Origin of the sequence: Sphingomonas sp. RIT328, assembly GCF_000632225.1 — a bacterium.
GTDB lineage: Bacteria > Pseudomonadota > Alphaproteobacteria > Sphingomonadales > Sphingomonadaceae > Sphingomonas > Sphingomonas kyungheensis.
Window position 1 is genome coordinate 17901 of sequence record NZ_JFYV01000034.1, and the last position, 25545, is coordinate 43445.

Below are 25545 nucleotides of genomic sequence, written 5' to 3' on the forward strand. Positions count from 1 at the left end.
CCATAGACGAAATGTTGCGCCGCGGGAAGGGGAGGCGTTCGGGGCTCCTCCCCGCCCGGCCATTGCACGGCACCGCCTGCGCGTATTACAGCTCCAACACACTTGCCGTCGCGCGCGAACGCGACCATTTTGCGCAAAGCTGGTTGGGAGACGAATGGCATGGCGACGAATCTGGACACGCCCGAACGCGACCTGGTGCTGACGCCGCCCGATCCGGTGCCGACCGTCGCCGCCGAGCGCGCCGCCGGGCTGGTGCCGATCGACGATGCCAAGAAGACGCAGCTCGAACAGCGCGTCGACGCCTTCGTCGCCGATCTCGTCGCCGAGGACGTCAACAGCCCCGAATTCGGCAAGCGCGTCGATGCGATCACCGCGATGGGCGCCAAGGAGATCCGCGAGGCGGCCGGCCAGTCCAATCGCTTCCTCGACCGGCCGATCCGCGCGATGGACAAGGACAGCGGCGTCGGCGCCGATCTCGCCCAATTGCGCCGCGTCATCGAAGAGCTCGATCCCGGTCGCAAGGGCGCGCTGTCCGGCCCCAAGAAGATCTTCGGCATCATCCCCTTCGGGTCGAAGATGCGTGATTATTTCGAAAGCTACCAATCGTCGCAGACGCATATCAGCGCGATCCTCAAGAACCTCGCCGCCGGCAAGGACGAGCTGCTGATGGACAATGCCGCGATCGATACCGAGCGCGCCAATCTGTGGAGCGCGATGGGCCGGCTCGAACAGATGATCCACCTCAGCAAGGCGATGGACGCCAGGCTTGAGGACAAGGCGAACGAGCTCGACGCGACCGATCCCGCCAAGGCCAAGGCGATCCGCGAAACCGCGCTCTTCTACACCCGCCAGCGCACGCAGGACCTGCTCACCCAGATGGCGGTGACGGTGCAGGGCTATCTCGCGCTCGATCTGGTCAAGAAGAACAACGTCGAGCTGGTCAAGGGCGTCGACCGCGCCTCGACCACCACCGTGTCGGCGCTGCGCACCGCGGTGACCGTGGCGCAGGCGCTGACCAACCAGAAGCTGGTGCTGGAGAGCATCACCCAGCTCAACACCACCACCGCCAACATCATCGATTCGACCGGCAAGCTGCTGCGCTCGAACACCGCGGCGATCCACGAACAGGCCGCCGCATCGACCATCCCGCTGGAAACGCTGCAGCGCGCCTTCCAGAACATCTACGACACGATGGATGCGATCGACACGTTCAAGCTCAAGGCACTCGATTCGATGAAGACCACCGTCACCACGCTCGGCAACGAGGTCGAGAAGTCGAAAGGCTATATCGCCCGTGCCGAGGGCGCGAACCAGGCCGCGCTCAAGGGTCCCGGCGCGACCGATACCTTTCGGCTCGAGGCGGTGTAAGCGATGACCGAGGTCGACCAGCAGATCGAGCGCGCCCGCGCGGTGATGGCGCGGATCAGCGAGGATTATCGCGGTCAGGCCGGCGCCGCCTATCGCGCGCACGGCAAGCGGATCAAGCGCCGCGCGACCAGCGTCGGTCGGCGGCTGGCGCTGATCTGCGCGGTCGATGCGCTGATCCTGATCGCCGCCGCGGTGATCGGCATGATCGTCCCGCTCGGCCTGTTCGGCGCGCTCGCCGTGCTGCTGCTGATGGCGGCGGTGACGATCGGCATCGCGCTCGCGCCCGTCGCCCGCGCCCCCAGCGAGAAGGTGCTGCGCGAGGCGGACATCAAGGCGCTGCCCGCCAAGACCGAACGCTGGCTGGAAGCACAGCGCCCCGCTCTGCCCGCCCCGGCGCGCGGGCTGGTCGACCAGATCGGCGTGCGGCTCGAGACGCTGTCGCCGCAGCTCGGCCGGCTCGACGGCAAGGAGGAGGCCGCCTATGAGGTGCGCCGGCTGATCGGCGAGCAGCTCCCCGCCTTCGTCAACGATTATGCCCGCGTCCCCGAACCACTCCGCCGCGTCGAGCGCAACGGCCGCACGCCGGACGCCGAGCTGATCGCCGGCCTGCAACTGATCGAGCGCGAGATCGCCGACATGACCGCGCGGCTCGCGCAGAGTGACCTCGACAGCCTGTCGACCCGCGGCCGCTATCTGGAGATCAAATACCGCGACGAGGGGCATGGCGCGGGGTGATGGTGGGCGATGACGGGCTCGAACCGCCGACATTCTCGGTGTAAACGAGACGCTCTACCAACTGAGCTAATCGCCCCCTTTCGGGAGAACCCGCGTCATACCGTCATTTTCGGGACGGGCAAGCGGCGGATCGTCTCCCGCCCGATCAATCCGCCAGCGGCGCATCCGGCAGATAGCCGACCTTGCTGATCGCGGTGCCGTTGGGGTTCTTGCCGGCGCGGTAGAAGGCGCTGACCTTCTGGCGCTGGGCCCAGGTGAGTTCGTCCCAGTCGGCGCGATCGTTGCTGGGGTGGCGCTGGCCGACCGCCACCCGGTCGGTCGCCCCGGCCTTCGCCGGCGCCGGCCGCGGCCTGGGGCGGCCGATGCCCTTGTCCTTCAGCTCGTCGTCGAACTCTCCCTCGCCCACCGCCTGTTCGAACATGGTGAGGAATTCGGCGAAGCGATCGACCGGCAGGTGATTAGTCGCGGCGCCGTTGATCTCCAGCACCTCGCCGCCGACCTTGACGGTGAAGGCGACGACGTTGTTCTTGATCTGCCACCAGCGGCTGGCGACGCGCGTCTGATCGTCACCGCGGCTGGCGAATTGCTCGCGCGCGCGGCGGATGCCGTCGAGCACCGGCTTGCGGATCTTGCCGGGATCCTCGACCTGATTGTTGAAGGCATCCGCCAGACCGACATTGTCGATGAAGCCCGCCAAAGTCCCTTTGATGCCCATAACGCTCCCTCGTCAGGGAAGGGCGGCTACGCATCAAAACTTACCGATTGGTCAACATTTGCGGCGTGCGGCCGCCCCTCATCCCATCGCCTCGATCTTGCGCATCGCCAGCATATAGGCGCGCATCGCCTCGCTCGCGCGCGGCGAGAGCGTCATGAAGGCGCGGCGGCGATCGGTCGGATCGGGATGGCGGATGAACAGGCCGAGTTCGGTCATCTTGGCGATCCAGCGCAAGGCGGTGGTCGGCGCGACGCCGGCGGCGATGCACAGGCTCGACACGCTGACCTGTGCGCCCTCCAATTCGGCGGCGAACAGGTCGAGCAGCATGTCCCAGGCCGGGTCCTCGAACAGCGCCTCGCCGCCGAACTGGCCGAAGAACTTGCTGCGCAGCTGGCGGCACTGGATCAGCCGGCGCACCTCCTGCGCGCGCACCGCGGCGCCGACCGCCGGCTCGCTGCCGTAACTGGCGCGGCGATCGCCGAGGTCGGCGGGGGTGCCGCTCATCCGCATCACCTCGGCGGCGAAGCGCGAGATGCGCGCCATGCCGTCGGTCAGGCGGCGCAACCGCTCCTCGTCGGTCTCGCGGATATTGGGCTGGTACGGCTCGCGCTCGGTCTGCACCGCGTCGCGCAGCCGGTCGCGCAGCCGCGGCCGTGCCGGACGCATCGCCGCGACAAGGCTGGTGACGCGCTGCTGCGGATCAGGATCGCAGAGCAGGTCGGCGGCGGCGCCGAGCAGGTGCCGCGCGATGACGTCGATCTGCACGCCGTCGAAGGCGATCACCGCGGCGACGTCATGCTCGGCCAGATGCGCGGCGATCAGCGGCAGCGTCTCGTCGAGCACCGGCGCGGCGAGGCCGCTCGCCTCGACGACGATGACGTGCCGGCCGGCGAGCAGCGGCAGCGTCGCGGCCACCTGCGCCCAGCCGATCCGCCGCAACAGCCGGCCGCCCGCCTGCGCGACGGCCGTCTCGAACGGGACCGAAACCGGGGGTTCGGCGATCAGCAGCACCGGGCGCCCTCGATCGACATAGGATCGCGTTCGCTCTTCGGTCTCATCGATTGTGGTAAACGTCGCGGTCCCCATGTTCGTAGGATAAGCGGCACGGCAAACGGATCGCGTCTATTCACCTCCATTTCCGGCCCACTCATGGACCTGAAAACATTGGTTCCGACCTTATCATCTCCAGAATGGATATACCGCAGAGTCAGTCGAGTGATTTAACGATTTCCTCCACCATCTTTTTAGCGTCGGCGAGCAGCATCATGGTATTGTCTCTGTAGAAAACATCGTTGTCGACGCCGGCATAGCCGACCCCGCCCATCGACCGTTTGATGAACAGGACGGTCTTGGCCTTCTCGACGTCGAGCACCGGCATGCCGTAGATCGGCGAGCTGCGGTCGGTTTTCGCGGCCGGGTTGGTGACGTCGTTGGCGCCGATGACGAAGGCGACGTCGGTTTGCGCGAATTCGGAGTTGATGTCCTCCAGCTCGAACACCTCGTCATAGGGAACGTTCGCCTCGGCGAGCAGCACGTTCATATGCCCCGGCATCCGCCCGGCGACCGGGTGGATGGCATATTTGACGCGGACGCCGTGCGCCTTGAGCTTGTCGGCCATCTCGCGCAGCACGTGCTGCGCTTGCGCCACCGCCATGCCATAGCCGGGCACGATGATGACCTGTTCGGCCTGGCTCATCAGGAAGGCGGCATCCTCGGCGCTGCCGCGCTTCCACGGCCGGTCGACCTTGACGCCGTCACCGCCGCCGCCGCTCTCCGCGCCGAACCCGCCGGCGATGACGCTGACGAAGCTGCGGTTCATCGCCCGGCACATGATGTAGCTGAGGATCGCGCCCGACGATCCGACCAGCGCGCCGGTGATGATCATCGCGCTATTGTGCAGCGTGAAGCCCATCGCCGCCGCCGCCCAGCCCGAATAGCTGTTGAGCATGCTGACCACCACCGGCATGTCGGCCCCGCCGATCGGCACGATCAGCAGGAAGCCGATCGCGAAGGACAGGATGGTGATCGTCCAGAAGATCCACGCGCTCTGATCCTGGGTGAAGGCGACGATCAGCACCAGGATCGCGGCGAGCACGCCGAGGTTGATGAGGTGGCGACCGGGCAGCAGGATCGGCTTGCCACCCATGTTGCCGTTGAGCTTGAGGAAGGCGATGACGCTGCCCGAGAAGGTGATCGCGCCGATCGCGACGCCGAGGCCCATTTCGATCCGGCTGACGGTGTGGATCACCGCGAACGGCTGGCCGATCATCGGGATTACCCGATCCGCGATGCCGAAGGCGAGCGGGTTGAGGAAGGCGGCGGCGGCGACGAGGACGGCGGCAAGCCCGACGAGGCTGTGGAACGCCGCGACGAGCTGCGGCATCGCCGTCATCGCGATGCGGCGCGCGGTGACGATGCCGATGGCGGCGCCGATACCGATCGCGGCGAGCAATTCGGCGATCGTCGCGCTGTTCAGGCCTCCGCCGTCTGCCGCTGGCACGTGCGTCACCAGCGTCGTCACCACCGCGATCGTCATGCCGATCATGCCGAAGCGGTTGCCGCGCTGGCTCGACACCGGCGACGACAGGCCGCGCAGCGCGAGGATGAAGCACATTCCCGCGATCAGATAGGCGAGTGCCGCCCAAGGATTGCCCGCTACCTGCTCCATGTACCCCCCAACCGTCATCCCGGCGAAGGCCGGGATCCACCACGCCGCGAGCGCTGGTGGATGAATGGACCCCGACCTTGGCCGGGGCGACGAAATCAGTGTTTCGAGGCCGCCGCCGGCCGATCCTTCTTCTTGTACATCGCGAGCATCCGCTGCGTCACCGCGAAGCCGCCGAAGATGTTGACGCTGGCGAGCACCACGGCGAGCAGCCCCAGCCATTTCGACCCGGCGCTTCCCGCCGCCGCCCCGGCGATCAGCGCCCCGACGATGATCACGCTGGAGATGGCGTTGGTCACCGCCATCAGCGGCGTATGCAGCGCCGGCGTCACCGACCAGACGACATAATAGCCGACGAAGCAGGCCATCACGAAGATCGACAGGATCGCAACGAAATCCATCTATTCCTCCCCGGAACGGGGAGGAATGGTCACGACAGCAACCGCGGATGCACTACCCGCCCGCCCTGCGTCAGCCGGATCGCGTCGCCGATCTCCGCGTCGAGCACCGGGCGGCCGGCGTCCTTGTCCCAGAAGGTCGACAGAAAATTGTAGAGGTTGCGCGCAAACAGCGCCGAAGCGTCGGCGGCGAGGCGCGAGGGGACGTTGCGGTGGCCGACGAGGCGGACGCCGTGCCGCTCGAGCACCTGCCCCGCCACCGCGCCCTCGACGTTGCCGCCCTGTTCGACCGCCAGGTCGACGATGACGCTGCCGGCGCGCATCGTCGCGATCTGCGCGTCGCTGATCAGCCGCGGCGCCGGTCGGCCGGGGATCAGCGCGGTGGTGATGACGATGTCCTGCTTGGCGATATGCGCGGAGACCAGTTCGGCCTGCGCCGCCTTATAGGCGTCGCTCATCTCGCCGGCATAGCCGCCGCTGCCCTCGCCTGCGATCCCCTCGACCGCGTCGACGAAGATCGGCTTGGCGCCGAGCGACTGGATCTGCTCGCGCGTCGCGGCGCGCACGTCGGTGGCGGAGACCTGCGCACCGAGTCGCCGCGCGGTGGCGATCGCCTGCAGGCCGGCGACGCCGACGCCCATCACGAACACCCGCGCCGCCGAAATCGTCCCCGCCGCGGTCATCATCATCGGCAGCGCGCGGTCATATTCGGCCGCGGCATCGAGCACCGCCTTGTAGCCGGAAAGGTTGGACTGCGACGACAGGATGTCCATCGCCTGCGCGCGGGTGATGCGCGGCATCAGCTCCATCGCCAGCGCCTCGACGCCGGCCGCGGCATAGGCATCGACGCGGTCGCGGTGGCCGAACGGGTCGAGCGCGGCGACGATCCACGCCCCCGGCGCCGCGCCCTGCAGGGCGGCCGGCTCCGGCCCCTGCACGCCCAGCACGATCTGCGCATCCGCGACCACCGCCGAGCGCTCGGCGACGCGCGCCCCCGCGGCGGCATAGGCCGCGTCGGGACAGGCCGCGGCATCCCCCGCGCCGCGCTCGACCGCCACCTGCGCGCCGAGGGCGATGAATTTCTTGACGGTTTCAGGGGTCGCCGCGACCCGCCGTTCGCCGTCTGCTGCTTCCTTGAGGACGGCGATCTTCATGGCGGCGGCTATGCGATCAGCCAGATCACCAGCGCGACAATCACCGCACAGGCGATCGCACCCCAGAACAGCATCTTGGTGACGCTGATATAGGTCGATTCATGCGCCTTGAGGTCGCCATTGCCGGCCATCATCCATCCCTCATCTGTCATGGCCTGTCCGCCATTGTCGACGATACCTGCCCGCAAAGCCGCGCGGCCGTCAAGACGATGCCCTCAATTCGGGTTTAAGTCGGCCTTTACCCGTGACTTGTATCAGATGCCCCGAACCGGGACGGGAAAGAATCATGACGCGCAATGGACAGCGCCTGCTTTTGCTGATCGACGACGAGCCGGCGCAACGCCGCCTCGTCTCGGCGCTCGCCGCGCGCGCCGGCTGGCGATCGATCTTCGCCGACGATGGCGAGATGGCGCTCGCACAGCTCGGCACGCAGGACGGGATGCAGCTCGATGCGATCCTGCTCGATCACTGGGCGCCAGACGCCGATGCCGCGCCGCTGATCGCCGAGCTGCGCGAGCGGCGCCCGGCGCTGCCGCTGCTGATGCTCACCGCCAACGGATCGGTCGCGCATGCGGTCGCCGCGATGCGTGCCGGGGCGACCGACTTCCTGGTCAAGCCGCTCGCGCCCGAACGGCTGCTCGCCGCGCTCGAATCGGCGGTCGCCGGCACCGCCGCGGGCGAATTGCGGCCGCTGACCGAAAAGATCCCGGCGCTGCTCGCCTTCGACGAGATCGTCGGCTCCTCGCCCGACTTCCGCGCCGCGCTGGCGATCGCCGCCAAGGCGGCGCGCGCCCGCGTGCCGGTGCTGGTCGAGGGCGAGAGCGGCGTCGGCAAGGAGGTGGTCGCCGACGCGATCCACGCCGCCAGCCCGCGCGCCAAGAAACCGATCGTCACCGTCAATTGCGGCGCGATCCCCGCCAATCTGGTCGAATCGGAATTGTTCGGCCATGAGCGCGGCGCCTTCACCGGCGCGTTCGAACGCAAGATCGGCAAGTTCGCCGATGCCGACGGCGGCACCATCCTGCTCGACGAGATCGGCGAGATGCCGCTGGAAACCCAGGTCAAGCTGTTGCGCGTGCTGCAATCGGGCGAGATCCAGCCGATCGGCGCGCGGCATGCGCGCGAGGTCGACGTCCGCGTCATCGCCGCGACCAACAAGAAACTGCTCGAGGAGGTCGAGGCGGGGCGGTTCCGCGAGGATCTCTATTACCGGCTCAACGTCGTCCAGGTGACGATCCCGCCGCTGCGCGAACGGCTTGCCGACGTGCCGGCGCTCGCCCGCCATCTGCTCGCGCGGATCGCGCAGCAACCGGGGCTGCGGCCGCTCGGCATCACCGACGATGCGCTCGCGCTGCTCGTCCAGTACGACTGGCCGGGCAACGTCCGCCAGCTGCAGAACGCGCTGTTCCGCGCCGCGGTGCTGTGCGAGGGCGCGGCGCTGACCCGCTCCGACTTTCCGCAGATCGCCGCGCTCGGCAACCGGCGCGGCGCCGCGACCGGATCGGCCAATGGCTCGGCGGGCGGCATCACCCTGTTCCGGCCCGACGGCAATCTGCGCCCGCTCGAGGATATCGAGGCCGATGTCATCCGCCTCGCCATCGGCCATTATCGCGGCCGGATGACCGAGGTGGCGCGCCGGCTCGGCATCGGCCGCTCGACGCTCTACCGCAAGCTCGGCGAACTCGGCATCGACAACGCCGCCTGACTTTCCGCAATGCGCCCGCCCCTCTATGAAGAGAATCATGCCGGCGCGTCACATCCTCGTCACCGGTGCCGCCTCCGGCATCGGCCTCGCCACCGCGACGCAGCTCGCTACCGGGGACACGCGGCTGGTGCTGGTCGATCGCGATGCCGAGGCCCTGGCGCGTGTCGCGCTGCCCGGCGCGGTCGAGACGCTGGCCGGCGACGTCGCCGACGAGCGCTTCTGGGAGGAGGCCGCACCGCGGCTCGCCGGGATCGATGCGGCAGTGGTGAATGCCGGCGTCGCCGGGGCGGGTGCGATCACCGATCTCGCCTTCGCCGAATGGCGGCGCATCCTCGGCGTCAATCTCGACGGCGCGTTCCTGACGCTGCGCGCGGCGATGCGCGCGATGACCGGCGGCGGTGCGATCGTCGCGACCGCCTCGGCGGCGGGGATCAAGCCCGAAGCCGGCGTCGCCGCCTATGGCGCGTCGAAGGCGGGGCTCATCCACCTCGTCAAGGTCGCCGCCAAGGAAGGCGCGGCGCGCGGCATCCGCGTCAACGCGATCGCGCCCGCAGGTGTCGAGACGCCGGTGTGGGATGCGGTGCCGATGTTCGCCGACCGTGCCGCGGCGATCGGCCGCGACGCGGCGTTCGCCGAACTGGCCGCGCTCGCGACCCCGCTCGGCCGCTATGCCAAGCCCGCGGAGATCGCCGCGCAGATCGCCTTCCTGCTGTCGGATGCGGCGGCGCTGATCACCGGTGCCTGCCTGGTCAGCGACGGCGGCTATACGCTGTAATCACCACAAGACGCCCTTGACCGGCTTCAGCGGCTCGGGCGCCGGATCGCCGATCGACTGGAGCAGGTCGATCTCGATCGTCCGGCACATCGCGGTCAGCGGCACGTCGTGGACGGTGTTGGCGAAGGGATCGACCAGATCGTCGCCGATCTGCAGCACCGCGAGGAACATCAGCCCGGCGAGCGTCGAGCCGAGCGGCGTCGCATAGCCCAGGGTCTCGACCAGCCCGATCGGCAGCAGGATGCAGAAGATGTGGGTGAACAGCGTCGGGAAGAAGCGATATTGATTGGGCAGCGGCGTGTTCTTGATCCGCTCCATGCCGCCCTGCGCGTTGGCGATATCGACCATCGTCGCTTCCATCCGCGTCTGCTGGATGGTGTCGATCCAGCCGCGGCGGCGGGCATCGTCGACGCGGCGGCCGGTGCCGTCGAGCAGGCCGTTGGCGATGTTGGTGCGGGTCAGCGCCGGTTCGGCCTCGCCGCGCGACAGGAACTTGAGCACCTGCTCGTCGACCGGCTGGCGTCGCAACTGACAGCGCAGCGCGTTCACATAGGCGATCTGGCGGATGACGATCGTCCGGCGCAGGTCGTGCGCCTCGTCCGCCGGCAGGAAGTTGCGCGCCTCACGGCTGAGGCTGCGCGAGGCGTTGATCATCGCGCCCCACAGGACGCGCCCTTCCCACCAGCGCTGATAGGCCGAATTGTCGCGGAAGCCGATCAGCAGCGCGAGCACGGTGCCGAACAGCGTCAGCGGCAGCGACGGCGCCTTGAACTCGAGCGCATAGTAACTGACGGTGACGATGACGTCCCAGATGAACAGGATCACCAGAGGTTTCCAGACCTCGGCGACGACGCGGGTGAAGCGGGGCGTGGTTGCAACGATCATAGTGCGTCCAGATGGGATCGAAGCGGCCCGAACGCATCAACATTCGCTTCGCTGCAACGCAAAATCACAATTCAGCCACCGACCAGCGCCTGGTCGCGCAGCCCGCGCCAGACGCGCAGCGCCTGCACGCTCGCCTTGACGTCGTGGACGCGGAGGATCTGCACGCCCGCCTCCGCCCCCTTGAGCGCCAGCGTCAGGCTGCCGCCGAGCCGCTCCGCCACCGGCGCCTCATGATCGAGCGCGCCGATCATCCGCTTGCGGCTCGCGCCGAGCATGATCGCGCAGCCGAGCCCGTGAAAGATGGCGAGGCCGTTGATCAGCGCCAGATTCTCGGCGAGCGTCTTGCCGAAGCCGATGCCGGGATCGACGACGATCCGCGCGCGATCGACCCCCGCCGCGACCACCGCCGCGATCCGCGCCTCGAGCCAGTCGAACACCTCGGTCAGCACGTCGCGATAGCCGGTGCGGGCGTGCCCGCCCTGTTTGGGATCGGGCGAGTGCATCAGCACCACCGGGCAGGCCGCCGCCGCGACCACGCCGAGCGCCTCGTCATCCCACAGCAAGGCCGATACGTCGTTGACGATATGCGCCCCCGCGGCGAGGGCGGCGCGCATCACCGCCGCCTTGCGCGTGTCGATCGAGACCGGCGTACCGCTGCGCGCGAGCCGTTCGACCACCGGCAGGATGCGCGCGATCTCATCGCCTTCCCACACCGCCGCCGCGCCGGGCCGGGTCGATTCGCCGCCGAGGTCGATCAGCGCCGCCCCCGCCGCCGCCATATCGACCCCCGCCGCCGCCGCGGCAGCGGGATCGTCGCCATAGCCGCCGCCGTCGGAGAAACTGTCGGGCGTGACGTTGAGGATGCCGGCGACGAGCGGCTGGTCGAGCCGCAGCGTCCGCTCGCCGAGGTGCAGCGGCGCGCGGGGCGCGGTGATCGCGGCATGGAGGCGGACGGCATGCTCGCCGAGCGTGGCGACCTCCGTAACGGGGATCGTGCGGCGTCGACCGGCTTCGATCACCTCATAGCCGGCGAACCATTGCAGCCCGCCGGCAAGCCGCGCCACCGCGCCGTCCGCCTGCGTGACCGGACTGTCGACGAAATGCACGGGGCGAAGATGGAAGCGCATCGCCGATCCTTCCGACGCGGGCGCCATCGACGCAAGCGCCAATCCTCCCCGGCCGGGGAGGATTTTTATGGTTGCGTCGCCAGCAGGTAGGTCTGCCGCAGCGTATCGATCGGCTGGAGCTTGCCGGCGCCGTCGTGGTGCCAGAAGGTCCAGCCGTTGCACGCCGGCGCGCCCTGCAAGGTCGCGCCGAGCTTGTGGATCGACCCCGCCGCGCCGCAATCGGAGACGAGGCTGCCGTCGGCGCGCACCGTCACGCGGAAGCGGCGCTTGGCGTCGGTCAGCGTCGCGCCGGGGTGGAGATAGCCGTTCTCGACCAATATGCCGAACGCCACCTTGGGCTGCTGGCGCGGGCTCTGCATCGTCGCCAGCGCCGATTCGTCGAGCGGCAGCGCCGCCGCGATCCGCTCTTCCGCGGCGGCAATGTAATCGCCCTCGCGCTCGATGCCGATCCAGCGCCGGCCGAGCCGCTTCGCCACCGCGCCGGTGGTGCCGGTGCCGAAGAAGGGATCGACCACCACGTCACCCGGCTTGGTGCAGGCGAGCAGGATGCGGTACAGCAACGCCTCGGGCTTCTGCGTCGGATGAACCTTGACGCCGTCCTTCTTGAGCCGCTCGCCGCCGCCGCAGATCGGGAATTCCCAGTCGGAACGCATCTGCAACTCGTCGTTGAGCGTCTTCATCGACCGGTAGTTGAAGGTATATTTGGCGCCCTCGCCCTTCGCCGCCCAGATCAGCGTCTCATGCGCATTGGTGAAGCGCGTGCCGCGGAAGTTGGGCATCGGATTGGCCTTGCGCCAGACGATGTCGTTGAGGATCCAGTAGCCGAGGTCCTGCACCGCCGCGCCGACGCGGAAGATGTTGTGATAGCTGCCGATCACCCAGATGGTGCCGTCGTCCTTGAGGATGCGCCGCGCCTCGGCCAGCCAGGCGCGGGTGAAGGCGTCATAGGCGGCGAAGGTGTCGAACTTGTCCCAATCGTCGGTGACCGCATCGACATGGCTGCCGTCGGGGCGGAACAGCTCGCCGCCGAGTTGCAGGTTATAGGGCGGATCGGCGAACACCATGTCGACCGACTTGTCGGGCAGTGCACGCATCGCTGCGATGCAATCGCCACGGACGATCGTGTCGAGCGGCAACGCCGGTGCCGCCATCGGCGCCGCGACGCGCGTCGCCACCTGCACCTGCCTGAGCTTGTCGATAACCGCCATGAGGTCCCCCTTGCCGGCCCATTCGCGCGAAACCGGGGACTCGCGTCAAGCGATCATTGGTTAATCCATCGCCGGCACGCGGCTCTGCCGCGGCGGGCGGGAGCGGCCTCAACCCAGATATGGGGAATCGGCGGCGCGCCCTGCCCCCAAGGCTAGCGTGTGTGACTCAAAAGACTCATCGGCCAAATTGGTGACCGGCGCAGCGCCGATTTCGGCGCCGGCGGGGGTCTCGACGCGCCCGGCGGTGATTCGGGCGACGGCGGCGGCGACCGGCGCGAAGCTGCGGCGGTGGAGCGGCGTCGGGCCATGCTCGCGCAACGCGGCGAGATGGTGCTTGCAGCCATAGCCCTTGTTCGAATGCCAGTGATATTCGGGATGGACCAAAGCATGGTCGCGCATGATGCCGTCGCGGACGTGCTTGGCGACGATCGACGCCGCCGCGATCGACAGGCTGTGCGCATCGCCCGAGACGATCGCGGTGGCCTGGTACGACCAGCGCGGCAGACGGTTGCCGTCGACCAGCACATGGCCGGGATCGCAGCCGAGCCGCGCGACCAGCGCATCGACCGCCAGTGTCATCGCCTTCATCGTCGCCCAATAGATGTTGAGCGTGTCGATCTCGGCCGGCTCGACGATGCCGACGCCATGGACGCCGCGGGTCGTGATCAGCCCGTACAGGCGCTCGCGCTCGGCCGCGGCGAGCTTCTTCGAATCGTCGATGCCGCGCGGCGTACCCTTGGCGGGCAGCACCACCGCCGCGGCGACCACCGGCCCGGCGAGCGGCCCGCGCCCCGCCTCGTCGACCCCGGCGACCGGCGGCAGGCACGCCTTCTCGTGCTTCCAGCCCGGCACGTCAGCTCTCCATCGCATCGAACGGCACCACGCCGAGCGTATGGCCGATCGGCCCATGGCCGCCGCCGAGCGCGGGCGCGTTGACGATCGCGATGCGGACGAAGCGCACCGCGCGGCGGAACGCCGCCTCGATCCCCATGCCGCCCGCCAGCCCGGCGGCGAGCGCGCTCGCCAGCGTGCAGCCGGTGCCGTGCGTGTCGACGGTGTTGAAGCGCCGTCCGACCGCGCGCGCGATCTCCCCCTGCGGCGACAGCAGCCGGTCGACGATCTCCTCGCCGTCGCCATGCCCGCCCTTGGCGACGACGTGACAGCCATGCGCGAGCACCGCCGCCTCGCCGCCCAGCACCGCCATTTCGGGGACGTTGGGCGTCACCACCGAGGCGACGTGCATCAGCCGCCCGAACGCACCCATCGTCGCGGCATCGGCGAGCACCGCGCCGCTGGTCGAGATCATCACCGGATCGAAGACGATCGGCACGTCGAGCTGTTCGAGCAGGTCGGCGACGGCATGCGCGACGCTCGCCGAGCCGATCATGCCGATCTTGACCGCATCGACGCCGATATCCTCGATCACCGAGCGCATCTGCGCGCCGACGACATCGGCGGGGATCGGGTGGATCGCCTGCACGCCGAGCGTATTCTGCGCGGTCACCGCGGTGATCGCAGTCATCGCATGGCCGCCGAGCATCGTCACGGTCTTGATATCCGCCTGGATTCCCGCGCCGCCACCCGAATCGGAGCCGGCGACGATCAGCACGCGCGGGATCATCCTGCGCGGCCGGCGTGGCGGTGGTGGCGGGGCTGGCGGATCGTCGATGCCATGCCGCGCCCTTGCCACAGCTTCACCCGCCGAAACAGGGGAAGGTTGCGGCCGCCCTCCTCGCCGACGCTCCGCCAACCCACCGGAACGTCCGATGCCTCGGACGCCCAGCGTCGCCAGCGCTAGCTCTGAAAGCGGCGCTCCCCCGCCGCGGGATGCGCTTTCAGCACCTTGCCGGAGCGCGTCGGCCGGTCGAGCAGTTCGCCGCCGCATTCCGGGCAACGCTCGTCGAGTTCGTCCGCGCATTCCGCGCAGAAGGTCGTCTCGAGCGAGCAGATGAACGCGCCCGGCGCGTCGGCGGGCAGATCGGCGCCGCAGCGCGTGCAATCGGGGTGCATCGCCAGCATCAGGCGGCCGCCTGCCGCACGGCGTCGCAGATGCGATCGACCACGGTCTCGACCTGCCGCGCGTCGTCGCCCTCGGCCATGACGCGGATCACCGGCTCGGTGCCCGACGGGCGGATGACGAGGCGGCCGGTGCCGGCGAGTTCCGCCTCGGCGTCGGCGATCACCGCCTTCACCGCCTCGTCGTCGAGCGGCTTGCCGCCGGCGAAGCGGACGTTCTTGAGCAGTTGCGGCAGCGGCGCGAACCGGTGCAGCACCTCGCTCGCCGGCGCACCGGCGCGCTTGATCTCGGCGAGCACCTGCAACGCCGCGACGAGGCCGTCGCCGGTGGTGCCATAGTCGGACAGGATGATATGCCCCGACTGTTCGCCGCCGACGTTATAGCCCGAAGCGCGCATCTTCTCGAGCACGTAGCGGTCGCCCACCTTGGTGCGGACGAGGCCGAGCCCCTGCGCCTTGAGGTGGCGTTCGAGGCCGAGATTGGACATCACCGTCGCGACCAGTCCGCCCCCGGCGAGCCGCCCGGCGCGCGCCCAGCCCGCGGCGATCGTCGCCATCAGCTGGTCGCCGTCGACCACCGTGCCGGTCTCGTCGACGACGATCAGCCGGTCGGCGTCGCCATCGAGCGCGATGCCGATATCCGCCCCCGCCGCGACCACCGTCTCCGACAGCGTCTGCGGCGCGGTCGAGCCGACGCCGTCGTTGATGTTGGTGCCGTTGGGGGTGATGCCGATCGACACGACGTCGGCGCCCAGCTCCCACAGCGCCATCGGCGCGACCTTATAGGCGGCGCCATTGGCGCAATCGATGACGATGCGCAGGCCGTCGAGCCGCAGGTCGCGCGGGAAGGTCGATTTGGCGAAGTGGATATAGCGGCCCTGCGCATCGTCGATGCGGCGCGCGCGCCCGATCTGCGCGGGCTGCGACAGCGGCACCTCGCCGTCCTTGGCGCTGTCGATCAATTGCTCGATCGTCGCCTCCGCCTCGTCGGACAATTTGTAGCCGTCGGGCCCGAACAATTTGATGCCGTTGTCGGCGAAGGGATTGTGGCTGGCGGAGATCATCACGCCGATGTCGGCGCGCATCGACTGGGTCAGCATCGCCACCGCAGGGGTCGGCAGCGGGCCGACCATGATGACGTCCATGCCGACGCTGGTGAAGCCGGCGACCAGCGCCGATTCCAGCATATAGCCCGACAGCCGCGTGTCCTTGCCGATCAGCACGCGATGCTTGTGATCGCCGCGCTGGAAGTAGGCGCCCGCCGCCATCCCGACCTTCATCGCCATGCTGGCGGTCATCGCGCCGCTGTTGGTGAGGCCGCGAATCCCGTCGGTACCGAAATATTTCCTTGCCATCGCGTGACATCCGCTCCGCTATGCCGTCTGACCAGCTTCCCGATGCGCCAAGGAACCCGATGTCGCAAGCCACCCGTATCCTGCTGGCGCTGATCGCCGGCATCGCGCTCGGCATCCTTGCCGTGACGATCGACGAACCCGTCGCGCTCGCCATCGCCAGCGTCACCCGGCCGATCGGCGAGGCGTGGCTGCACGGGTTGCAGATGGTGATCGTACCGCTGATCGTCGGGCTGCTCGTCACCGGCATCGCCGCCACCGCCGAGGCGGCCAAGGCCGGGCGGATCGCCGGGCGCGCGGTGCTGTTGTTCGTGATCGTCTTGTGGGGGACGACGCTGATGGCGGCGGCGGTGATGCCGCTGCTGCTCGACCTGTGGCCGCTGCCCGCCGCCTGGTCGGCGGCGCTGCGCCAGGCGCTCACCGCGGCACCGGCGGTCGGCACGGTGCCGACGCTCACCGATTTCTTCGACACGATCGTGCCGACCAACGTCGTCGCGGCGGCGGCGGGCGATGCCTTCCTGCCGCTCACCGTCTTCACGCTCGCCTTCGCCTTTGCGATCACCCGGCTGGAGGATGCGGCGCGGCATCGCCTGACCGAGCTGTTCCGTGCGATCACCGACGCGATGCTGGTGATCATCGGCTGGGTGCTCAAGCTCGCGCCGATCGGCATCTTCGCGCTCGCCTTCGGCGTCGGCGCGCGGACCGGCGCGGCGGCGTTCGGCGCGCTGATCCATTATATCGCCATGGTCTCGACGATCGGGGTGATCGTGCTGCTCGCCGCCTATCTGGTCGCGCGCTTTGCCGGCGGCGTGCCGATCGGCCGCTTCGCCCGCGCGGTCGCACCGGCGCAGGCGGTGGCGATCAGCACGCAATCGTCGCTCGCCTCGCTGCCGGCGATGCTCAAGGGCGCGGGCGAGGTCGGCGTCGCGCCGGCGACCGCGGGGATCGTGCTGCCGGTCGCGGTCGCCATCTTCCGCGCGACCAGCCCGGCGATGAACCTCGCGGTGGCGCTCTACGTCGCGCGCTGGCTCGGCGTGCCGATCGGCACGGGCCAGCTCGCCGCCGGGGTGGCGACCGCGGCGATCACGACGATGGGATCGGTGTCGTTGCCGGGCACGATCAGCTATTTCGCCAGCGTCGCCCCCGTCGCCTTCGCGATGGGGGTGCCGATCGAGGCGCTCGGCCTGCTCGTCGCGGTCGAGACGGTGCCCGACCTGTTCCGCACCGTCGGCAACGTCACGATGGACGTCGCCGTGACCAGCGTGGTGCAGCGGCGGGATTGAGGCCGGCGTTCCGCCCTGCCCTCACCCGTCGATGGCTGCGCCATCTCTCCCCCTCCCGGCGGGAGAGGAAGGGGCCCGCTGCCGCAGCAGTGGGAAGGGTGAGGACAGGCCTCTGATCAGCGGCGTGGCCGCTGCTCGTCCCGCGTATCCACGCCCGCCGCGGCGGGTTCGCCGATCGCCGCCTCGCCGGCGAGCGCATGCTCGGCATCCTCGCCGATCGTGTCGAGGTGCATCAGCCGCGTCACGAACGGCGCCAGCACCAGCACGACGAGCCCCACGCCCATCGAGAACCAGCCGATCCGTCCATAGACGACCAGCACCTGTGCGGGTCCGGCGCCCTCGCCGCCGGTCGCCTGCGCGATCAGCCCGGCGATGAAATTGCCCGCCGCGGTGGCGAGGAACCAGGTGCCCATCATCAGCCCGGTCATGCTCGCCACCGACAGCCGGGTCATCGACGACAGGCCGATCGGCGAGAAGCACAGCTCCCCCATCGAGTGCAGCATGTAGAGCAGGATGACGAAGATCGCCGGGGTGAGGCCGCTCGCCGGCGCGCCGAGGATCAGCGCGAAAAATCCCGCACCGACGAGGACGAGGCCGATGCCGAACTTGAACGGCGCCGACGGCTCCAGCCCGCGCTTGCCGAGTGCCGTCCACAGCAGGCCGAACAGCGGTGCGAGCGTGATGATGAAGAAGGAATTGACCGACTGGAACCACGAGGCCGGCATCTCCCAGCCGAACACCGTGCGGTCCACCGACTGATCGGTGTAGAGATTGAGCGACGATCCCGCCTGTTCGAACAGCGCCCAGAACAGCGGCGACAGCGCGACGAGGAACAGCGCGGCGAAGATGCGATGCCGCTCGACCCGCGGCAGCGCGCGAAACGCGGTGAGCAGGATATAGCCGACGGTCAGCGCCGAGCCGACGATCAGCACCAGCCCGACCGCACCCTGGCTGCGCACCAGCCACCACGACAGCGCGACGCCGACCAGCGCGCCCGCATAGATCGTCCATTCGACCGACAGGCCGATCGGCGACTTGGCGCTGAGCCCGCCGACGACCGGCGGCTCGCCCACGTCGTACAATTCGCGGCGCAGCAGCACGAAAACGACCAGGCCGAGCGCCATGCCGATCCCCGCCGCGCCGAAGCCCCAGCCCCAGCCCATCCGCTCGCCGAGATAGCCGATCAGCAGCGGGCCGATGAAGGCGCCGGTGTTGATCCCCATGTAGAAGATCGAAAACGCACCATCGCGGCGGCTGTCGTCGCGCGGATAGAGTTTGCCGACCAGCACCGATATATTGGCCTTGAGGAAGCCGGTGCCGACGATGATGAAGGCGAGCGCGAGGTAGAAGCCGTTGAGTGCGCTGCCCTGCACACCGGCGGGCGCCTCGAACGCAGCGATCATCAGATGGCCGATGGTGATCAGCACGCCGCCCGCCAGCACCGCCTTGCGCGGCCCGAGATAGCGGTCGGCGATATAGCCGCCGATGATCGGCGTGACGTAGATCAGCGCGGTATAGGCGCCATAGACCGCAAAGGCGGGCTGTTCGCCGAACAGGAAGTGCTTGGTCAGGTAGAAGACCAGAATGGCGCGCATGCCGTAATAGGAAAAGCGTTCCCACATCTCCGCGAAGAACAGCATGAACAGCCCGAGCGGGTGTCCGAGGAGGGTGCGCGCGTGGGCCGGTACGCCGCCTCCGCTCGCCGATGTGATGGCCATAAGGTCTGACAACTCCGACACAAACATGGAGCCTGCCCGATCGGGCGGCGGATCGCGTCAACCTAACGGCTGATCCCCTGCTGTAAACATCGCCGCCAGCGGCTATGGGCGGGCATCATGTTCAACGACACCGCCACGCCGCTCTCGCTGCTCACCACCCGCCGCTCCGGCAAGCCGCGCGATCTCGTCGCCCCCGGCCCCGATGCGGCGCAGCTCGACCAGATGCTCGCCATCGCCGCGCGCACCCCCGATCACGGCAAGCTGTCGCCGTGGCGGTTCGTGGTGATCGACGATCGCGATGCCTTGTCGCAGCTGCTGGCCGACGCCTATCGCGCCGAACGCCCGCAGGCGCCGCGCGGCGACACCGATGCGCTCGACCAGTTCGCGCGGCAGGCGCCGGCGCTGGTCGTGGTGCTGTCCGCGCCGGTGACGACCAGTCACATCCCGCTGTGGGAGCAGGAATTGTCCACGGGTGCAGCGACGATGAACCTGCTGCATGCCGCGCATGCGATGGGCTTCGCCGCGGGCTGGCTGACCGGCTGGCCGACCTTTTCCGATCGGGTGCGCGACGCATTCGGCGCCGCGCCGGAACGGATCGCCGGCTTCGTCTTCATCGGCACGCCGGGACGGCCGCTCGACGAACGGCCCCGCCCGGATCTCGCACGCATCGTCTCGCACTGGCCCAAGGCGGGATGACGCCGCGTCGGTGCGCGATGGACCTTTGTCAGGAATAGTGTATTAAGTCAGCATGACAGCGCTCAGCAACGAGGACAGCCCGGTCTATATCCGGCTACGCGGCACCATCGCGGCAGGCATCCTGCGCGGCGACTATCGCGCCGGCGACCAGCTTCCCTCGGTGCGCGCCTTCGCCGCCGAACATGGCGCCAACCCGCTCACCGTCGCCAAGGCCTATCAGAGCTTCCAGGACGACGGCTATGTCGAGGTGCGCCGCGGCGTCGGCATGTTCGTGCTGCCCGGCGCGGCGGAGAATCTGCGCGCCGCCGAACGCGCCGCTTTCGTCGAGACGCAATGGCCGCGCATCCGCAGCTATATCGACCTGCTCGGCCTCGACGCCGCCGACCTGCTCGCCTGCGAACGGGCGTAGCCCCGCGGGCAGCAAGCCCGGCGCAGGTGTTTCGAGCCTCATACCCTCATCCGTCAGCCCCGGGCCCGTCGAAGGGCGGCTTGCCCGGGTGAGCCAACGCGTGGGAGGGGGCGGGCTTCGACAGGCTCAATCCGAACAGCGGGGAGCCCCCCGCCCCCGGTTCAGAACAACTCCAGCGCCGCCACCTCGTCCGGCGTCAGGTCGATCCCGAACATCAGCGACATCCGCATGCGATAGACGCGGGGGTCGGTGATCTCGGCGACGCTGCTGTTGTCGCCGGCGCGGCGGTGATAGCGGCGGTCGGTCAGCCCGGCGAGGCCGTGCGGCAGAACGATGCTGGCGATGGTCCGCTGGGTGAAGCGGCTCTCCGGCGCGGTCGCGGTCCAGTGGTTGGACAGCGCGAGATCGGCGTCGAACACCTCGGCCTCGTGGAAGCTATATTGCCGCTGCCAGCCCTCGCCGGTGCCGCGCCCGTCGGTCGAGCCGGGATCGCCGCGGCGGCTGAGCATCCAGCCATGCTCCGCGTCGCGCTCGAGTTTGAACGCGGCGCCGTCGGGGGCCTCCGCCTGCCAGCCGTCGGCCAGGGCCATCACCGGCGCGTAGCTGCCGCCGAAACCGGGGTCGGCGATCCAGTCGCGGCCGTCGATCGTCACCAGGCTGAACGTGTGCGTCAGCGGCGGCGCCTGCTCGGCGCCGAGCCAGACGCGGGCGAGCAGCGGGCGGACGGTGAAGCCGAGCGCGGTCAGCGCATCCATGAACAGCCGGTTCTGCTCGAAGCAATAACCGCCACGCTTGCCGGTGACGAGCTTGGCGAACACCGACGCGCCGTCGATCGCGATGCCGCGGCCGAGCCGCACATCGAGATTCTCGAACGGGATCGACAGGCGATGCTCGCGCTGCAACCGGCCGAGCCCCTCGGCATCCGGGGTGACGCGCGCGGGCAGGCCGATGCGGGCGAGATAGGCGTCGAGATCGAACATGGGGTTTCCTTAAAATCCTCCCCGCTCGCGGGGAGGGGGACCAGCCGCAGGCTGGTGGAGGGGGGCTGCCGCACTCGTAGCGCCTGCGGAAGCCCCCCTCCGTCAGCGCTTGCGCGCTGCCACCTCCCCGTACCGGGGAGGATTAGGTCAGGCGGCAAACGCCTCGGCCGGCACCGCGTACAGCACCTCGGCACTGGCGCAAGCCGCCGCCTCGAGCCCCAATGCCTCGGGCACGATCTGGTCGAGGTAGAAGCGTGACGCCGCACGCTTGACGGTGGCGAAGCCGTCGTCGCCCGCGACCAGCCGGCCGGAGCGCTCCATCAGCCAGCCGCAGACCGCGACCGAGGTCATCGTCAGGAACGGATAGCTCGCGGCGAGCCTGTCGTCGGCATCCGCGGTGGCCAGCCGGCGCGCGATCCGCTCGACCGCGTCGATCAGCGCGACGAGCTGCGGATGCGCCGCCTCGCCGCGCATGTCGGCGACCAGCGCCGCGAAGGCGCCGCCATTGTCGAGCGCCAGCTTGCGCCCGACCAGATCGGCGGCCTGGATGCCGTTGGTGCCTTCGTAGATCGGCGTGATCCGCGCATCGCGGAAATATTGCGCCGCGCCGGTCTCCTCGACATAGCCCATGCCGCCGTGCACCTGGATGCCGAGGCTGGCGACCTCGTTGCCGATGTCGGTGCCATGCGCCTTGGCGAGCGGCGTCACCACCTCCAGCCGGTTGCGCGCCGCCGCGTCGCCGAGCGCGGCGCGATCGACCTGCCCCGCGGCATAATAGACGAGCGCGCGCGCCGCCTGCGTCTGCGCCTTCATCCGCAGCAGCATGCGGCGCACGTCGGGATGATCGACGATGCGCACCGCCTCCTTGCTCGCCGCACCGGCCCGCGCCGACTGGACGCGTTCGAGCGCATAGCCGACCGCCTTCTGCGTCGCGCCCTCGGCGATCTGCACGCCCTGCAAGCCGACGTTGAGCCGGGCATTGTTCATCATCGTGAACATCGCGCGCATCCCGCCATGTTCCGCGCCGATCAGCTCGCCGATGCAATCGTCGTGATCGCCGAAGCTCAGCACGCAGGTCGGCGAAGCGTGCAGGCCCATCTTGTGCTCGATCGACACGACGCGGACGTCGTTGAAGTCGCCCGGCCGGCCCTCGGCATCGAGGCGGAATTTGGGGACGAGGAACAGGCTGATGCCGCGCGTCCCTGCCGGTGCATCGGGCGTGCGGGCGAGGACGAGGTGGACGATATTGTCCGCCATGTCGTGGTCGCCGAACGAAATGTAGATCTTGGTGCCCTTGATCGACCAGCGCCCGTCACCGAGCGGCTTGGCGGTGGCGCGCAAGGCGCCGACGTCGCTGCCCGCCTGCGGCTCGGTCAGGTTCATCGTGCCGGTCCATTCGCCGGTGGCGAGATGCGGCAGATACTGCGCCTGCTGCGCATCGCTGCCATGGTGGATCAGCGCCTCGATCGCGCCGACGGTCAGCGTCGGGCAGAGCGCGAAGCCCATGTTGGCGCTGCCCAGCGTATCGAGCACCGCGGTCTGGATCGCGAACGGCAGGCCCTGCCCGCCGAAATCCTCCGGCACGCCGATGGTGCCCCAGCCACCCTCGACGTAATCGTGATACGCCTTGATGAAGCTCGCCGGCATATGCACGCCGTCGGGCGACCATTTGGCACCCACCGTATCGCCCTCGCGATTGAGCGGCGCCCATTCGCCGGCGGCGAACTGGCCGACGCCTTCGAGCACCGCGTCGACCACGTCGGCGCTCGCGGCGGCGAAGCGATCGGTGGCGGCGAGTTCGTCGATTCTGACGACATGCTCCAGCACGAAACGCTGATCGGCCACGGCTGCGGTAAAGGACATCATTCTCTCCTGGTGAGGGAGACGATATAGCCCCGACGGATGGCCGATCCAAACCCGCGCATCTTACCCTACGGCATGGCCGCGCTCGCCGAGGCGGCGGCGCGAATCACCGCCGGCGAATGCGTCGCGGTGCCGACCGAGACGGTCTATGGCCTCGCCGCCGACGCCGGCAACGCCGATGCGGTGGCGGGCATCTATGCCGCCAAGGGCCGGCCGAGCTTCAACCCGCTGATCGTCCACGTTCCCGATCATGCCGCCGCCGAGCGGCTGGTGGTGTTCGACGCCGATGCGCGCGCGCTCGCCGCGCGTTTCTGGCCGGGGCCGCTGACGCTAGTGCTGCCGCTGCGCGACGGCGCGCCGATCGCCTCTTTGGTGACGGCAGGGCTGGCGACGCTGGCGATCAGGGTGCCGCGCCACCGCGCGATGCAGGCGCTGCTCGCCGCGACCGGCCGACCGCTCGCCGCGCCCTCCGCCAATGCGAGCAACCAGCTGAGCCCGACCCGCGCCGCGCATGTCGCGCAGAGCCTCGGCACCCGCGTGCCCTTGATCCTCGACGACGGGGCGACCGAGGCGGGGCTCGAATCGACGATCATCGCCGGGCGGACGATCCTGCGCCCCGGCCCGATCACCGCCGCCGACCTGCCGTTTCCCGCCCTCCCCTATATAAAGGAGTCTGCGATCACCGCGCCGGGGCAGCTCGCCACCCATTATGCGCCGCGCAAGCCGCTGCGGCTCGATGCGACCGAGGCGCGGCCGGACGAGTGGCTGATCGGGTTCGGCGCGGTCGGCGGGGAGGATATGCTGTCGGCAACGGGCGACCTGCGCGAGGCGGCGGCGCGGCTGTTCGACGCGCTCCACCGCGCCGACGCGAGTGACCGCGAGGCGATCGCGGTGGCGCCGGTGCCCGCCGAAGGACTGGGCGTCGCAATCAACGACCGGCTCGCGCGCGCCGCGCATCGCTAGGCGGGCATCTACCCGCCTGTCATTTCCGCGCAGGCAAGACCTGAATAATACTGGCCAGTGCTCCTGCGGACGCAGGAGCCCAGGGGCGCAAGGCAAGTCAGTCGTTGCTCTGCTTGACCTGGGTTCCTGCTTGCGCAGGAACACTGCGACGCTAGGCAACGACACCCACCTCCGTAGTGTTCGCCGCCGAATACGCATCGCCTGCCTGCCAAAGCCTACCAGACGCCGAAAATCCCGGCGGCGCGAGGGCCACCGGGATTCTGGCTTCGCCTGTCCTTGGGGAACAAGCTCGGTCGGCGCCTTTGCCCTTGGGGGGCGGCGCCAGCGCCGATCTGAGGATTACTGGAGCAGCTTGAGCACGCCCTGCTGGCTCTGGTTCGCCTGCGAGAGCATCGCGGTCGACGCCTGGCTGAGGATCTGCGCCTTGGCGAGCGCGGTCGTCTCGGCCGAGAAGTCGGCGTCCTCGATGCGGCTCTTCGCGTCGGTCAGGTTGGTGACGTTGGTGGTCAGGTTGTTGACCACCGACTGCAGACGGCTCTGGCCGGCACCGATCGAGGCGCGGGTCGTGTTGACGGCGCTCAGCGCGGTGTCGAGCGTGGCGAGGGCGTTCTGCGCATTCGTCGCGTTGCTGACCGAGATACCACCGGTGATGCCGTCGGAACCGGCCGGCTGATACATCTGGTCGCCGGTGGCGAGCGTCTTCTCGGTGCCGATGTCAGCCGAAGTGACGGTCGCGCCGCCGAGCTTGCCGCCATAGGCCACGTCTTCCGCGGTGACGGTGCGCTTGGTGCCGACGAGCGGATCGCTCGCGCCGAGCGCGGTGGTCAGGCCGGCGGTCACCGAACCGGCGGTGACGGTACCGCTGACCGGAACCAGGTTGAGCTTGTTGATCGTCAGCTTCATCTGGTCGCTCGAATTGGCGCCCGCCTGGATCGCGATGCTCTGGTCGGCCGAGGCGCTGAACAGCGACACGCCGTTGAACTTGGTCTGCGAGATCGTCACCAGCTGCTTCTGCAGCTCGGCGATTTCCGTGCCCATGTTGGTGCGGTCCGAGTCCTGATAGGTGCCCGACGCCGACTGGACGGCGAGTTCGCGCATCCGCTGCAGGATGTTGCTGGCTTCGCCGAGCGCGCCGTCGGCGGTCTGGGCGAGCGCGATACCGTCATTGGCGTTGCGCACCGCCTGGTTCATGCCGCGGACCTGCGCGTTCATCGAGGTCGAGATCGCGAGGCCGGCGGCATCGTCCTTCGCCGAGTTGATGCGCTTGCCGGTCGACAGACGCTCCATGGCGGTCGACAGCTGCATGTTGGCGGTGGTCGAAGCGTTCGCCGCACGCAGCGACGCGATGTTGGTGCCGATAACGGTCATGTGATGTCTCCAAAAGCTGCGGCGCTCCCCGCCGCCCCCAGAGCGGAGGGCCGAGCCGCCAAATGGGGAAACGGCCAAGCCCCCGGGCGATTTAGCGAAAAATCCGGCGCCGCGATTTTGCCGGCCTCACGCACGTGTCTACGCGCGCGTAGACACGCGGGC

General features: G+C 69.1%; 24 protein-coding genes, 1 tRNA gene and 1 pseudogene. 8 read left to right on the forward strand and 18 right to left on the reverse strand.

Going from position 1 to position 25545, the window contains the following annotated elements:
* The first annotated feature begins 159 nt into the window (after positions 1 to 159).
* Positions 160 to 1368 (forward strand): toxic anion resistance protein, encoded by a 1209-nt coding sequence (locus tag BW41_RS14035; protein ID WP_037535141.1) that lies wholly within the window; start codon positions 160 to 162, stop codon positions 1366 to 1368.
* A 3-nt stretch (positions 1369 to 1371) separates the two neighbouring features.
* A complete protein-coding gene (locus tag BW41_RS14040) occupies positions 1372 to 2103 on the forward strand; it encodes a hypothetical protein (protein WP_037535142.1) in 732 nt (243 codons plus the stop codon).
* Here BW41_RS14040 and BW41_RS14045 read toward each other — a convergent pair.
* The 7 genes from BW41_RS14045 to BW41_RS20645 form a co-directional block, all read right to left on the reverse strand.
* A tRNA-Val gene (locus BW41_RS14045) sits at positions 2104 to 2179 on the reverse strand.
* A 69-nt stretch (positions 2180 to 2248) separates the two neighbouring features.
* On the reverse strand, positions 2249 to 2818 hold the full coding sequence (locus BW41_RS14050) for a hypothetical protein (RefSeq protein WP_037535143.1): 570 nt from the start codon (positions 2816 to 2818) through the stop codon (positions 2249 to 2251).
* 78 nt (positions 2819 to 2896) lie between these two features.
* The gene (locus BW41_RS14055) at positions 2897 to 3829 is read right to left on the reverse strand and encodes a MarR family winged helix-turn-helix transcriptional regulator (RefSeq protein WP_235199774.1); all 933 of its coding nucleotides are present in this window, start codon (positions 3827 to 3829) and stop codon (positions 2897 to 2899) included.
* A 196-nt stretch (positions 3830 to 4025) separates the two neighbouring features.
* Positions 4026 to 5486: an NAD(P)(+) transhydrogenase (Re/Si-specific) subunit beta gene (locus tag BW41_RS14060; RefSeq protein ID WP_037535145.1), complete on the reverse strand. Its 1461-nt coding sequence runs from the start codon at positions 5484 to 5486 to the stop codon at positions 4026 to 4028.
* A 95-nt stretch (positions 5487 to 5581) separates the two neighbouring features.
* Positions 5582 to 5884 (reverse strand): NAD(P) transhydrogenase subunit alpha, encoded by a 303-nt coding sequence (locus BW41_RS14065; RefSeq protein WP_037535146.1) that lies wholly within the window; start codon positions 5882 to 5884, stop codon positions 5582 to 5584.
* Between the two features lie 29 nt (positions 5885 to 5913).
* Positions 5914 to 7035: an NAD(P) transhydrogenase subunit alpha gene (locus tag BW41_RS14070; protein ID WP_037535147.1), complete on the reverse strand. Its 1122-nt coding sequence runs from the start codon at positions 7033 to 7035 to the stop codon at positions 5914 to 5916.
* 8 nt (positions 7036 to 7043) lie between these two features.
* On the reverse strand, positions 7044 to 7187 hold the full coding sequence (locus BW41_RS20645; protein WP_235199775.1) for an aa3-type cytochrome c oxidase subunit IV: 144 nt from the start codon (positions 7185 to 7187) through the stop codon (positions 7044 to 7046).
* Between the two features lie 134 nt (positions 7188 to 7321).
* Between BW41_RS20645 and BW41_RS14080 the strand changes: the two genes are divergently transcribed.
* On the forward strand, positions 7322 to 8740 hold the full coding sequence (locus tag BW41_RS14080) for a sigma-54-dependent transcriptional regulator (protein WP_037535149.1): 1419 nt from the start codon (positions 7322 to 7324) through the stop codon (positions 8738 to 8740).
* A gap of 37 nt (positions 8741 to 8777) precedes the next feature.
* Positions 8778 to 9515, forward strand: coding sequence for an SDR family NAD(P)-dependent oxidoreductase (locus BW41_RS14085; protein WP_235199776.1), 738 nt, complete (start codon positions 8778 to 8780; stop codon positions 9513 to 9515).
* On the opposite strand, the gene BW41_RS14090 is transcribed toward BW41_RS14085, so the two are convergent.
* The 7 genes and pseudogenes from BW41_RS14090 to glmM form a co-directional block, all read right to left on the reverse strand.
* A complete protein-coding gene (locus tag BW41_RS14090; protein WP_037535151.1) occupies positions 9516 to 10400 on the reverse strand; it encodes a bestrophin family protein in 885 nt (294 codons plus the stop codon). It abuts the gene before it with no gap.
* A 71-nt stretch (positions 10401 to 10471) separates the two neighbouring features.
* The gene (folP, locus tag BW41_RS14095) at positions 10472 to 11527 is read right to left on the reverse strand and encodes a dihydropteroate synthase (RefSeq protein ID WP_037535318.1); all 1056 of its coding nucleotides are present in this window, start codon (positions 11525 to 11527) and stop codon (positions 10472 to 10474) included.
* A 65-nt stretch (positions 11528 to 11592) separates the two neighbouring features.
* Positions 11593 to 12735, reverse strand: coding sequence for a site-specific DNA-methyltransferase (locus BW41_RS14100; RefSeq protein WP_037535152.1), 1143 nt, complete (start codon positions 12733 to 12735; stop codon positions 11593 to 11595).
* A 258-nt stretch (positions 12736 to 12993) separates the two neighbouring features.
* Positions 12994 to 13587: pseudogene (locus BW41_RS14105) on the reverse strand (ribonuclease HII); the annotation flags it as partial.
* A 1-nt stretch (position 13588) separates the two neighbouring features.
* A complete protein-coding gene (gene thiD, locus BW41_RS14110; RefSeq protein WP_037535153.1) occupies positions 13589 to 14356 on the reverse strand; it encodes a bifunctional hydroxymethylpyrimidine kinase/phosphomethylpyrimidine kinase in 768 nt (255 codons plus the stop codon).
* Between the two features lie 173 nt (positions 14357 to 14529).
* Positions 14530 to 14754 carry a DUF1272 domain-containing protein gene (locus tag BW41_RS14115; RefSeq protein ID WP_037535154.1) on the reverse strand — a complete coding sequence of 75 codons (225 nt, stop codon included), beginning with the start codon at positions 14752 to 14754 and terminating at the stop codon, positions 14530 to 14532.
* Positions 14754 to 16106 (reverse strand): phosphoglucosamine mutase, encoded by a 1353-nt coding sequence (gene glmM / locus BW41_RS14120; protein WP_037535155.1) that lies wholly within the window; start codon positions 16104 to 16106, stop codon positions 14754 to 14756. Before glmM ends, BW41_RS14115 begins: the two co-directional genes overlap by 1 nt.
* Before the next feature lie 59 nt (positions 16107 to 16165).
* On the opposite strand from glmM, the gene BW41_RS14125 reads away from it, so the two are divergent.
* Positions 16166 to 17386 (forward strand): dicarboxylate/amino acid:cation symporter, encoded by a 1221-nt coding sequence (locus BW41_RS14125; RefSeq protein ID WP_037535156.1) that lies wholly within the window; start codon positions 16166 to 16168, stop codon positions 17384 to 17386.
* Between the two features lie 116 nt (positions 17387 to 17502).
* Here BW41_RS14125 and BW41_RS14130 read toward each other — a convergent pair whose 3' ends face one another.
* Entirely contained in the window at positions 17503 to 19104 is a 1602-nt protein-coding gene (locus tag BW41_RS14130; protein ID WP_037535157.1) for a peptide MFS transporter, read from the reverse strand.
* Positions 19105 to 19221: 117 nt separating this feature from the next.
* On the opposite strand from BW41_RS14130, the gene BW41_RS14135 reads away from it, so the two are divergent.
* Entirely contained in the window at positions 19222 to 19800 is a 579-nt protein-coding gene (locus BW41_RS14135; RefSeq protein WP_037535158.1) for a nitroreductase family protein, read from the forward strand.
* A gap of 52 nt (positions 19801 to 19852) precedes the next feature.
* Complete coding sequence (locus BW41_RS14140; protein WP_037535159.1) at positions 19853 to 20209, forward strand: GntR family transcriptional regulator; 357 nt, start codon at positions 19853 to 19855, stop codon at positions 20207 to 20209.
* Between the two features lie 161 nt (positions 20210 to 20370).
* Here the strand turns inward: BW41_RS14140 and BW41_RS14145 are convergent, their stop codons facing one another.
* Together BW41_RS14145 and BW41_RS14150 are read right to left on the reverse strand one after the other, a co-directional pair.
* Positions 20371 to 21189, reverse strand: a complete 819-nt coding sequence (locus BW41_RS14145) for an arylamine N-acetyltransferase family protein (RefSeq protein WP_037535160.1) — start codon at positions 21187 to 21189, stop codon at positions 20371 to 20373.
* Positions 21190 to 21336: 147 nt separating this feature from the next.
* Positions 21337 to 23055: an acyl-CoA dehydrogenase gene (locus BW41_RS14150; RefSeq protein ID WP_037535161.1), complete on the reverse strand. Its 1719-nt coding sequence runs from the start codon at positions 23053 to 23055 to the stop codon at positions 21337 to 21339.
* 36 nt (positions 23056 to 23091) lie between these two features.
* On the opposite strand from BW41_RS14150, the gene BW41_RS14155 reads away from it, so the two are divergent.
* Complete coding sequence (locus BW41_RS14155) at positions 23092 to 24015, forward strand: L-threonylcarbamoyladenylate synthase (RefSeq protein WP_235199777.1); 924 nt, start codon at positions 23092 to 23094, stop codon at positions 24013 to 24015.
* A gap of 339 nt (positions 24016 to 24354) precedes the next feature.
* Here the strand turns inward: BW41_RS14155 and BW41_RS14160 are convergent, their stop codons facing one another.
* The gene (locus tag BW41_RS14160; protein WP_037535163.1) at positions 24355 to 25383 is read right to left on the reverse strand and encodes a flagellin N-terminal helical domain-containing protein; all 1029 of its coding nucleotides are present in this window, start codon (positions 25381 to 25383) and stop codon (positions 24355 to 24357) included.
* Between the last annotated feature and the right edge of the window lie 162 nt (positions 25384 to 25545).